Annotated in this window: 10 protein-coding genes and 1 tRNA gene; 6 read left to right on the plus strand and 5 right to left on the minus strand. The window is 63.6% G+C overall.

Annotated elements, in window-relative coordinates; genetic code table 11:
* Nucleotides 1–146 precede the first annotated feature (146 nt).
* A complete protein-coding gene (locus tag Y707_RS25925; protein ID WP_051441985.1) occupies nt 147–599 on the minus strand; it encodes a VOC family protein in 453 nt (150 codons plus the stop codon).
* A 144-nt stretch (nt 600–743) separates the two neighbouring features.
* On the opposite strand from Y707_RS25925, the gene Y707_RS0113360 reads away from it, so the two are divergent.
* From Y707_RS0113360 to Y707_RS29040, 6 genes are all read left to right on the plus strand, one after another.
* The gene (locus Y707_RS0113360; protein WP_051441986.1) at nt 744–1,754 is read left to right on the plus strand and encodes a sigma-70 family RNA polymerase sigma factor; all 1,011 of its coding nucleotides are present in this window, start codon (nt 744–746) and stop codon (nt 1,752–1,754) included.
* A 31-nt stretch (nt 1,755–1,785) separates the two neighbouring features.
* Nucleotides 1,786–2,259, plus strand: a complete 474-nt coding sequence (locus Y707_RS0113365) for a GatB/YqeY domain-containing protein (RefSeq protein WP_026535469.1) — start codon at nt 1,786–1,788, stop codon at nt 2,257–2,259.
* 76 nt (nt 2,260–2,335) lie between these two features.
* Nucleotides 2,336–3,376 carry a nucleoside hydrolase gene (locus Y707_RS0113370; protein ID WP_026535470.1) on the plus strand — a complete coding sequence of 347 codons (1,041 nt, stop codon included), beginning with the start codon at nt 2,336–2,338 and terminating at the stop codon, nt 3,374–3,376.
* Between the two features lie 101 nt (nt 3,377–3,477).
* Nucleotides 3,478–4,347: an ECF transporter S component gene (locus Y707_RS25930; protein WP_253905170.1), complete on the plus strand. Its 870-nt coding sequence runs from the start codon at nt 3,478–3,480 to the stop codon at nt 4,345–4,347.
* A gap of 4 nt (nt 4,348–4,351) precedes the next feature.
* The gene (locus Y707_RS25935; RefSeq protein WP_162150222.1) at nt 4,352–5,107 is read left to right on the plus strand and encodes an energy-coupling factor transporter transmembrane component T; all 756 of its coding nucleotides are present in this window, start codon (nt 4,352–4,354) and stop codon (nt 5,105–5,107) included.
* A complete protein-coding gene (locus Y707_RS29040; RefSeq protein ID WP_051441988.1) occupies nt 5,104–6,561 on the plus strand; it encodes an ABC transporter ATP-binding protein in 1,458 nt (485 codons plus the stop codon). Before Y707_RS25935 ends, Y707_RS29040 begins: the two co-directional genes overlap by 4 nt.
* 56 nt (nt 6,562–6,617) lie before the next feature.
* Here Y707_RS29040 and Y707_RS0113390 read toward each other — a convergent pair.
* From Y707_RS0113390 to tmk, 4 genes are all read right to left on the minus strand, one after another.
* A tRNA-Thr gene (locus tag Y707_RS0113390) sits at nt 6,618–6,690 on the minus strand.
* An 87-nt stretch (nt 6,691–6,777) separates the two neighbouring features.
* Nucleotides 6,778–8,325, minus strand: coding sequence for an alpha/beta hydrolase (locus Y707_RS0113395; RefSeq protein WP_026535471.1), 1,548 nt, complete (start codon nt 8,323–8,325; stop codon nt 6,778–6,780).
* A 22-nt stretch (nt 8,326–8,347) separates the two neighbouring features.
* The gene (locus Y707_RS0113400; protein ID WP_026535472.1) at nt 8,348–9,490 is read right to left on the minus strand and encodes a DNA polymerase III subunit delta'; all 1,143 of its coding nucleotides are present in this window, start codon (nt 9,488–9,490) and stop codon (nt 8,348–8,350) included.
* Nucleotides 9,487–10,179 carry a dTMP kinase gene (gene tmk / locus Y707_RS0113405; RefSeq protein WP_051441989.1) on the minus strand — a complete coding sequence of 231 codons (693 nt, stop codon included), beginning with the start codon at nt 10,177–10,179 and terminating at the stop codon, nt 9,487–9,489. The genes Y707_RS0113400 and tmk overlap by 4 nt, the downstream gene beginning before the upstream one ends.
* Between the last annotated feature and the right edge of the window lie 131 nt (nt 10,180–10,310).

Genomic DNA, 10,310 nt, shown 5'->3' on the forward strand with positions numbered 1-10,310 from the left:
GCGGCTCGACAGCGCGGCAACTCCCGCCACGTCTCCTGTGTTGAGCGTAAAACGCCGTGCGGAGGCGGTTTTTGACGGCGTCGACGACGCGGAGAGGCACCTCGGGCGGGTGTGAACCGCGTCCCGAGGTGCCCCTTTCATCCGGTTCAGGACTGAGCTTCTGCGGCCTGCGGATACTTCTCCTGCACAGCCTCCCAGTCCCCGGTTTCCGCGATCGGATCCATCCACATGACTTCCCACTGGTGTCCATCCGGATCGGCGAAGGCGCGCGACCGCATGAACCCATAGTCCTGCGGCGCTCCCTCCTTGGCTCCGGCCGCTACTGCCTTTTCGACCAGAACGTCGATTTCGTCGGTGGAATCGACGCTGACGGCGTTGATGACGGCCGAAGTGGTGGACGTGTCGGCAATCGGCTTGTCCACGAAGCGCCCATAATGCTCATGAGTGAGGATCATGATGTGGATGGTGTCGCTGATGGAGATGGCGCCGGCGTCGTCGTTGCTGAATGCCGGGTTCAGCTTCCATCCGAGGCTGGTGTAGAACTCCTTCGACTTCTCCAGGTTGTTGACGGGCAGGTTGATGAAGACATTCGTTGGCATGATGTTCTCCTGGGTTGCCGAGCGTCTGGTTTGGCGCGCTTACCTCCTGCAGACGATTCCTGATCCGGAAAATCATCGGCCGGGACGAAAAAATTTCCGGCCGTTTCCTCGCAATCCCTCACCGCCGTGATTAGGCTCAATGCCATGCAGCCGCTGACCGATCCGGACCAAACCAAGTCCAGCTCCGACGATTTAGAGCAAATTCTCGAAAGCTCCCGCAAGGACCTAATGGGGTATTGCTACCGGATGCTGGGATCGGCATTCGAGGCAGAGGACGCCGTCCAGGAAACGATGGTGAAAGCCTGGAACAGCCAGGACCAATTCGAACGCCGTTCCTCTACCAAGACGTGGCTGTTCAAGATCGCCCACAATGTCTGCATCGATATGGTCCGCAGCCCCCAGCGGAGGGCCCTACCCATGGAGATGGGGCCTTCGACGGCGACCGCCGACGTCGTTCTCGGTGCGCCCGCCCATGAGAGCGTGTTTGTCCAGCCCATCGCCGACGAAGCGGTCATCGACCTCACTGCAGATCCGGCCATGGTCGCGACGGCGCGGGAGTCGATCCGGCTCGCCTTTGTCGCCGCGTTGCAGCATTTGCCGCCGCTGCAACGGTCGGTCCTCATCCTGTGTGAGGTCCTGGCGTGGAAGGCAAGTGAAGCCGCGTCCTTGCTTGACCAGACTGTCGCCTCCGTCAATAGCGCCTTGCAGCGCGCCCGGACCACCCTCGCTGCCCGCCGCCGCGCAGGACTGACGCCAACGGCAGACCCACAGCACGCCAAGTTGCTGGCCGATTACGTTGAGGCGTTCGAGGCGTATGACATCACCCGTCTCGTCTCACTGCTGCGCGACGACGTCGTCCTCTCGATGCCGCCGTTCAACCTCTGGCTCAGTGGCCCTGATGAGCTTGCGGCCTGGTTCCTCGGGCAGGGAATCGTGTGCAAGGACAGCCGCCTCATTCCGGTCGCGGTCAATGGCACCGCAGGTTTCGGCGCGTATCATGAAGCCACGCCTGGGGTCTGGGAGCCGTTCGCTCTTCAGATCATCGAAGCCCGCGACGACGGGATCATCGGGCACCACAATTTCCTCTATCCCGAGACCTTTGCCCACTACGGATTGCCGGAACGGATCGATGAACGATCAATGGCGGGTCAGTAATCAGGACCAGCTCGATGAGCGGAGGAGCACCATGAGCACTCTGAAAGAGACGCTCCAACAAGACCTAATCAGCCACATGCGGGCTGGTAACCGCACCGCACTGACAACCGTCCGCAACCTCCTGGGTGAAATCGCCACCCGGGAAAAGTCCGGAAAGAACCCGGTCGACCTGGACGATGCCCAGGTCACCTCCCTGTTGCAGAAGGAGGCCGCCAAACGCCGGGACACCGCCCGCATCTACACGGAAGCCGGCAAGGACGAGCGTGCCGCCGGCGAAAGCGCCGAGGCCGAAATCATTGAAGCCTACCTTCCAGAGCCGTTGACCGCCGGTGACGTCGAGGCAATCGTTGACGAGGTCATCGCCGAGGTGACCGTCCACGGCGGCGAGCCGACGATGCGCCAAATGGGCGTGGTCATGAAGCCGGTCACTGCAAGGGTTGGCGGCCGCTTTGACGGCAAGGCCGTCAGCGAGATAGTCCGATCCCGGCTGGCGGGTGGCTCATAGATCGCCCAATCGATCCACCGGGCGTGGCAGAGACACGCGACTCCGGATCCTCCGGCCTGCTTGCTACGGTGAACCCATGACTGTCCAGCGTCCGAGGCTCCTGCTCGATGTCGATACGGGGATTGACGATGCCGTCGCCCTCCTCTATCTGCTGTCCGTACCTGATGTGCGCATCGAGGGAATCACCTGTACCGCGGGTAATGTGTCCGCTGCGCAGGTTGCTGAAAATACTGTGGGATTGCTCGAACTGGCCGGGGTTAGCGGCGTCGAGGTTGCGACCGGCAGGGAAGTTCCGCTGGAGATGCCCCTGGTTACCACCGAGGACACGCACGGAGATCAGGGGTTGGGCTATGCGCTTCTTCCGCTTGCCCGACAACCGCTATCAAGCCGGTCCGGCATCGACCTCTGGATCGACGCGGCTCGGGCAAACCCAGGCGAAATCACTGGCCTGGTAACGGGGCCCCTCACGAACCTGGCTCTTGCACTCCGTCAGGAACCGGACCTGCCGCACCTGCTCAAGGGATTGGTCATCATGGGCGGTTCCTTCAACTACCAGGGGAACACCACGCCGGTGGCCGAGTGGAACACCCACGTTGATCCCCATGCCGCGCGCGAGGTCTACGCTGCGTATGAAGGCGTGCCGGTGGAGAAGCTGCCGATCATTTGCGCCCTTGAGACCACTGAGCGGATCGAGTGCCGGCCTGAACACATAGAGCGGCTGTCAATCGCGGCCGGTGTGCAACCCGAACTGCTGCACGCCGACGGCGCGGATGGGTTGCGCAGCACCTCGTTGAACCCGGTGATTGCGTTCCTTTCCGACGCCCTGCGCTTCTACATGGAGTTCCACCGGCTCCACAACCAGGGTTATATCGCCCACCTTCACGACCTCTTCGCGGCAATGGTCGCAACAGGCGAAGCACGCTTCACCGCTCGGGAAGCCCACGTCGACGTCGAAACCGAGTCCGCGTTGACGTTTGCTCAGACCGTGGGTGACTTCGCAGGTTTCCGCAAGCTCCCGTCGAACGCGCGGGTTGTTACCGATAATCACCCGGAGGCCGTCTTCGAGTTGATGAGCGAACGGATCGCCTCCCTTGCCAGGCGGGCAGCCGCCGTCTGATTTCGGTAGACTGGGGGACTGCCAGCGGATCCCGCCGGCCTGCGCCGAGGTGACATGAGGTGCGCTCCCACGTCGAAGCATTAATGTACGTAAGGACCGCCGTGAATTCTTCCCTGACGTTGCCCCCGGAGACCGCTGCGCCGTCGTCGCGCCGGGTGCTGCTGATTGCCGGCGCCCTGATTATCGCCGCAACCTACCTGTACTTGGTTCTGGTGCAGCCCACTGAGATTGCTGGTGGACCAGGCAGTCCTGCCGGGCTCATCACACTCCTGGGCTTCCTCGGGGGTGGCGCGCTCCTGGTGGCAGGCATCCTGCCCGGTCTAACCACTCAGGCCGTGGTGCTGATGCCGCTCGGAATCGCGCTCAACATCTCCTTCGGGCAGCTGGCAGGCAGTCTAGGGCTGCCGATCTACGTCGACGCCGTCGGTACGGTGCTCGTCGCGGTCCTTGCAGGGCCCGCCGCGGGTGCCGCGACCGGTGTGCTCAGCAATGCGATCTGGGGGCTGTTCAATCCGTTCGCCTTGCCGTTCGCCGCGGGCGCTGCAACCATTGGTGTGCTGGCAGGCATCGCCGCCCGCTGGGGTATGTTCCGCCGCATCTATTTGGCGCCGATCGCGGGCTTGCTGACCGGCGTCGTCGGCGGTTTGCTGGCGGCTCCTGTCGCCGCCTTCATGTTCGGTGCAGCCGGTACGGTCGGCACCAACGCGATAGTCGCTGCGTTCCGCGCCATGGGCGACACTCTGATCGTGGCCGCGACCAAGCAGGGGCTGACGTCCGACACCATCGACAAGCTCATCGTGTTCACAGTGGTCGCGCTGATTGTGTATGCACTGCCGCGCCGCACCCGCAACGCCTTCGCCTTTGTGCGGCGTCACCGGGTGCTGCTGGGCCAGCCGTCTCCGAAGCCGACAGCGGGGGAGCCCCTCCGCCCGGAGCGCATCCCGGACGAAGGCAGAGCCGGGGAGAAGTGAGCCAGTGCGGGTTCGCCGCCGAATCTTCAACCCGCTCACCGAGCTGACGCTGGCCGCGCTGTTCGTTGTTCTGGTGCTTGTGATCAATAACTGGCGTTTTTCGCTTGCGGTGCTGCTGCTCGTGGTCTTTCCGGCGGCGGTGACGTCCGGGCGTGCGGGACGCATCGCCGTCGTCTTCGGTGTACTGGTGGGACCGATGCTTCTCTTTCTCCTGCTGCTCCACGGGCTGTTCTTTCCCGAGGGCGCTACAGTTCTGCTCGATCTCGGGATAGCCGCCGTCACCGCGGAGGGTCTTCTGTTCGCGCTGTCCATGGGTACCCGGATAGCCGCATTCGCCGGCCTGCTCCTCACTGCAGTTCTGTCCATGGATGTATCCGAGCTGCTCGCCACGCTGACCCACCGGCGGTGGAACCGTAAACTTGTGTTCGTGCTGGGTGCCGCATTGGGACTGGCGCCCTTGGTCTCGGAGCGGGCAACTGAGATCATGAAGGCTCAGCGGGCGCGCGGCCTCGTCGTCACCCGTAACCCGCTGTCGAAGCTGCGGGCGCTGGTGATGGTGGGGCGGCCACTCATCGCGGGACTGCTGATAGACGCGGGTGACCGTTCCCGCACCCTCGAAGCCCGCGGCTTCGCCGGGACAGTGCCGCGCACCAGCTACCGCGCGGACACCGATACAACGGTCCAGCGAACCGTCCGCTGGGTCATGTTAGCCGCCGTCGTCGTCTTCAGCATCTGGTGGTACATCGGGAGGGCAGGATGATCTCGCTTGATCTACGCAGCTTCAGGTACGACGACGGTGCGGGGCTGGTTGATATTGCATTCACCCTTCCCGCGGGGGATCGGGTGATCGTTGTCGGTGCTTCAGGCTCAGGGAAAAGCACCCTGGCGGGGCTCGTGGCCGGGCAGTTCGACGCTGGCCAGGGTCACCGGTTTGTCGGGACCCTCACGGTCTCGGGGGAGCGGCTGACGTTCGACGGTTCCGGCTCTGACCCGCGGATCGATCTCGGAGCGTGGGGCGCACACGTGGGTTACGTTGGGCAGCGGCCGACCGCCCGGCTGTCTATGGTCTGTGCGACGGTCGCCGAGGAAATCGCCTTCGGACTGGCCAATCGTGGAGTTCCGGTCGAGCGGATGCACGCGCTCGTGCAGCGCATCGCTGAGAGGGTGGGATTGACCGATCTACTGGAACGCGATCCCCGGCGGTTATCCGGGGGCGAACTGCAGCGGGTGTGTATTGCCGCCGCCGTCGTCGGTGATCCCGGTTCGCTGGTGCTCGACGAGCCGTTCAAGGGGCTCGACGTGACCGGTCGCCGTGATATTGAAGTGCTGCTGGCTGACTTGAGGCAGGGAGGAACTTCCATCCTTCAGTTCGAGCCTATGCTTCCCAGCGGCGTCGACTCGGGGAGCCGCGTTATTATGCTGGTTGATGGCACTACGGTTGCTGATGGCTTGGGCGTAGTTGAAGGCAATGGTTGGCTGGGGAACGGGGTCGGCATCGAAGGCGTACTTCCTGATAAGGGGTCACCGAGCGCCTGGGCTGTGACGAAAGAAGAGTCGGCCGTTCTCATTCGCGGCCTTACGTTCAGCTACGGTGAGGACCCGGTCCTATCAATAGCGGACCTCGACATTCACCGCGGCGAGGCCGTCGCCGTGCTTGGCCCAAACGGCTCGGGAAAGTCCACGTTGCTTCAGCACCTGAACGGCTTGCTGCGCCCAACGACTGGGACGGTTGGCGTGCTTGGGCAGGATCTTCGAGGGCGGTCAACGGGGTCACTTGCGGCGACGGTCGGCTACCTCTTTCAAGATACCGACCAGCAGCTTTTCGAGGCGACGGCGCTGCGGGAGGCGTCCTACGGTCCCCGCGCTTCCGGCCGGTCAGCGAAGGAAGCGGAGCAACTCGCGCTCCAAGCGCTCGACGACGTCGGACTTGCGGACGTGTTGGATGCTCATCCGCATGACCTCTGCTTCCGGCAGCGAAGGCTCCTTGCGCTGGCATCGTTGATGGCGACGGGACCGGCGATTTGGGTGCTGGATGAACCGACGGTGGGTCTCGATCTGCGCGGCCGGGAAGTTCTGGCGCAGCTGATCCGGCGCCACACCCGCAACGGCGGAACCTTGGTGATGGCAACTCATGAGGCGGCTTTTGCCGAAGCCGTCTGCCACCGGGGACTTCGATTGGAAGGCGGGACAGTGGCTGAGCGCTTGCAGTATTGAAACGCGCTACGGTGTGGTCCCGACGGGCAACGGGAAGAAAAGAAACCTTGTATTTGGGCCTCCTGCCGGAATCGAACCGGCGACCTTCTCATTACGAGTGAGACGCTCTACCAACTGAGCTAAGGAGGCCTGCGCAACCGGGATTACCCGGCTGAATATGCAAGAAATAACTCTAGCAGAGCACGGGAGCTACTTTCGAGTCGGGCGGGCGGCTGCTCAGCAGCGGGTTCCGTCGTCGGGGACAGTTCCCTCAATGAAGTAGTCGTCGACGGCATTGGCGATGCAGTCATTGGAGCGGCCGTAGGCGGTGTGGCCCTGCCCCTCCCATGAGACCAGAACTCCGGATTCAAGCTGCCCGGCGAGCGCAACCGACCAGTCGTAAGGTGTCGCAGGATCCCCAGTGGTGCCGACGACGACGATTGGGTTGGCGCCGCTGGCGTCCACGGTAGAAGGACCATCCTCCGCGTCGTATGGCCAGGCGTTGCAGGTTAAGGCGCCGTAGGCGAGGAAACGTCCCAATGTCGGCGATGCCTCGTCCAGTTGTTCGGCGTTGGCGCGCATCTCTTCCAGCCCGAGATTCATCGGGTAGTCCAGGCAGTTGACCGAAGTGAACGCGGCAGAGGAATTGGAGGAGTAGGAGCCGTCTTGCTGACGGGTGGCGCTGATGTCTGCGAGGTGCAGCATGGGGGAGGGGTTGCCCTTGAACGCCGCTTCCAGCGAGGCAGTCAGTGATGGCCAATTCCGGTCGTTATACAGCGGCAGGATTAAACCCGAAACAAAGAGGCTGGCAGTTACCGTCCGCCCGTTTTCGGCCGTCATCGGGCTTTGTTCCACGGATTCGATCAACGACCGGATCTGCTGGACTGCTTCGTCGGGCGTTCCGCTGAGCGGGCACGAAGGCTGCTCCAGGCAACTCTGGGCGTAGGCGTGCAACGTACGCTCGAAGCCGTTTGCCTGGCCGAGCACAATTTCACTGCTGGTCAACGTCTGGTCGATGCCGCCGTCGAGCACCATCCGGCCCACGTTCGCAGGGAAAGTTTCAGCATAGGTGGCACCCAGCGAAGAGCCGTAGGAGAAGCCCAGATAGTTGAGCTTGTCTTCGCCAACAACGGCCCGAATGATATCCATGTCCCGCGCCGAACTCTCCGTATCGACGTGCTCGAGCTTTTGGCCGGTGTGCTGGGCGCATTGGGAGGCGAAATCGGCGACGGCGGTACGGGCTTCGGCCAGGCCCTGTTTGGTTTCGAGGTCGAATGTCTCGGCGCGGAACTTGTCCCGCTCGTCGTCACTGAGGCATTCGACAGGGCTGGAACGCTTCACGCCGCGGGGGTCGAAACCGATCAGGTCGTAGGAGCTGCGCAGCCGCTCAGTGGAGATGCCGGAAGCATTATTCAACACCGCGTCGTAGCCCGATGCTCCAGGGCCGCCCGGGTTGATCAGCAGGGAACCCATCGGGTCCGAACCAGATGCCGCCAGCCGGATCGCTTCGATTTCGAGCGTCTTGCCCTCGGGGTTTTCGTAGTTCATCGGCACTTCGATGGTGGCGCAGGTAAAGGTTTCCTCGCATGGCTCCCAAACTATGGTCTGGGAGTAGAACTCCATCAGAGGCTGCGGGGCATCGGCGATGGCTTCTGCAGGGGCGGAAACTGTTTCCTCGGAGCCCGGGTCATCCTGCCCAGAGGGTACGCACGCGGTTATCAACAACAATGAACACAGCGCCGCCGTGGCTTTCCACGCACTCTGGCCGCGTTGTGCTATCCCCATTTGTTCTCCCGCATAGTGTTAATTAGAGCAGACTTACTGCCATGGCTTCGAGCGCCAGCAGCGGGGCAACGTTGGTCGTCCCCAGACGTTCGCGGGTTTGTGCGATGGCGTCCAGCCGGCTCAACGTCGATTCCGGCGTCGTGCCGGCGGCATAATGCTCTAAGTCATCACGAATCTGTTCGTTGATTAGTTCCATGCCGGTGCCGAGCTGGATCGTCAGCACGTCCCGGAAGAATGTGGTCAGGTCGATCATCGCCCGGTCGAGGGCGTCCGTGACGGAGCGCTTGGCGCGGCGCTTCTGGTCTTCCTCCAGTTGTTTCACTTGGCTGCGCATCGACGGCGGCAAGGTCCCCGACTCCGGGGCGCCGAGGGCGCGCAACAGGTCCGCCTTCTCCATCTCGTTGCGCTGCTCCGAGGAGGACTGGGCCTCCGTATTGGCCAGTTCGTGGAGCTTGCCTGCGGCGATGACCGCTTGGGAAACCGACTTCAGGTTCAAGGGCAGGCCGACGATCTGCGCCCGGCGTTCTCGCGCGCCTTCGTCGCGGGCAAGGCGCCGGGCGACGCCGATATGGCTCTGCGCGACCCGGGCTGCATAGTCGGCCTGGTCCGGCGTCGCGCCGTCGCGCCGGACCAGCAGGGCGGCGACATCCTCGCGGGGAGGCACACGGAGGCTGACCGGCCGGCAGCGCGAACGGATGGTGACCATGACGTCGGCAGGGCTCGGCGCGCAAAGGATCCAAATAGTACGCGGCGGCGGCTCTTCAATGGCTTTGAGCAGCACGTTGGTGGTCCGCTCCGCCATCCGGTCAGCATCCTCGACGATGATCACCCGCCAGCGCCCCGAGGAGGGCCGGTCCTGGGCCTTGGTGATCAGGGTGCGGACTTCGGCGATCGTGATGGTGACTTTTTCCGTCGCGACATTCGTGACATCGGCGTGGGTGCCGGCCAGAACGGTGTGGCAAGCGTGGCAGGAACCGCAGCCACGGTCCTGAAGGCGGCCCTGTTCGCACAGCAGCGCGGCGGCGAAGGCGCGGGCGGCATTGGAGCGCCCCGAACCAGGCGGGCCGGTGAACAACCAGGCGTGGGTGGGCCATTCCGATTCAGCGGCGCCGCGCAGTTGCTTTATGACTGGTTCCTGGCCGGGCAGGTCATCCCAGACGCTCATGGTTCCCTGCTCCTCACCGGCATGCGGGCGAGCAGTTCCTCGACACGGGCCTCGATCGCCTCCGCCAATTCCCCAATGGGAAGAGCGGCGTTCAACACCAGATAACGCTCCGGCGCCGCGGCGGCAAGTTCCAGAAAGACATCCCGGATGGTGCCGTGAAAGTCGTCCGGTTCGGACTCCAGCCGGTCTTCCGCGGCGATTCCGGCCGTGCGGCGGCCGCGCCCATCCGCTGGTTCTATATCGAGGACCACCGTCAGGTCCGGCCAGAGTTCACCGGTGGCCCAGGCATTCAGGTCGCGGATGGTGCCGGCGCCCAGGGCACGTCCGCCGCCCTGATAGGCGACTGAGGAATCGATGTAGCGGTCGGTAATGACGATTTCGCCCCGGGTGAGTGCCGGGCGCAGGACCTGCTCGGCATGCGCGGCGCGGGAGGCCGCGAAGATCAGCGCCTCGGTGCGGGCATCGATTTCACCATGGCCATGGTCCAACACCAGGCTCCGCAGTTTCTCGCCGATAGGAGTTCCGCCGGGTTCACGTGTGGTCACGACCATCTGCCCGGAGGCACGGAGCCGTTCGGCCAAAAGCCGCTGCTGGGTGGATTTTCCCGCCCCGTCGCCGCCTTCGAAGGCGATAAAAAGGCCGCGCCGCTGCGGGGGGCCGGCGCCTTCGTGTCGGCTCTCTGTACTCACCTTCCCAGCCTACCGATAATTACCGACACGTTTTCCGCCGGAACCTGCTCCGGTATTACGCTGACTGCATGAATCCCAGTGAGTCCGCCGCGTCCGCACCCCCTGCCAATCTGCGTCCCGAGACCGTGGCA

The sequence above is a fragment of the Arthrobacter sp. H14 genome, assembly GCF_000520495.1.
Classification (GTDB): Bacteria; Actinomycetota; Actinomycetes; order Actinomycetales; family Micrococcaceae; genus Arthrobacter_C.

What these genes read in the sequence shown, in the direction of transcription:
- Y707_RS0113400 (WP_026535472.1), bottom strand. Translation starts at nt 9,490, where the DNA reads ATGAGCGTCTGGGATGACCTGCCCGGCCAGGAACCAGTCATAAAGCAA.
- Y707_RS29040 (WP_051441988.1), top strand. Translation starts at nt 5,104, where the DNA reads ATGATCTCGCTTGATCTACGCAGCTTCAGGTACGACGACGGTGCGGGG.
- Y707_RS25925 (WP_051441985.1), bottom strand. Translation starts at nt 599, where the DNA reads ATGCCAACGAATGTCTTCATCAACCTGCCCGTCAACAACCTGGAGAAG.
- Y707_RS0113360 (WP_051441986.1), top strand. Translation starts at nt 744, where the DNA reads ATGCAGCCGCTGACCGATCCGGACCAAACCAAGTCCAGCTCCGACGAT.
- Y707_RS0113395 (WP_026535471.1), bottom strand. Translation starts at nt 8,325, where the DNA reads ATGGGGATAGCACAACGCGGCCAGAGTGCGTGGAAAGCCACGGCGGCG.
- Y707_RS0113370 (WP_026535470.1), top strand. Translation starts at nt 2,336, where the DNA reads ATGACTGTCCAGCGTCCGAGGCTCCTGCTCGATGTCGATACGGGGATT.
- Y707_RS0113365 (WP_026535469.1), top strand. Translation starts at nt 1,786, where the DNA reads ATGAGCACTCTGAAAGAGACGCTCCAACAAGACCTAATCAGCCACATG.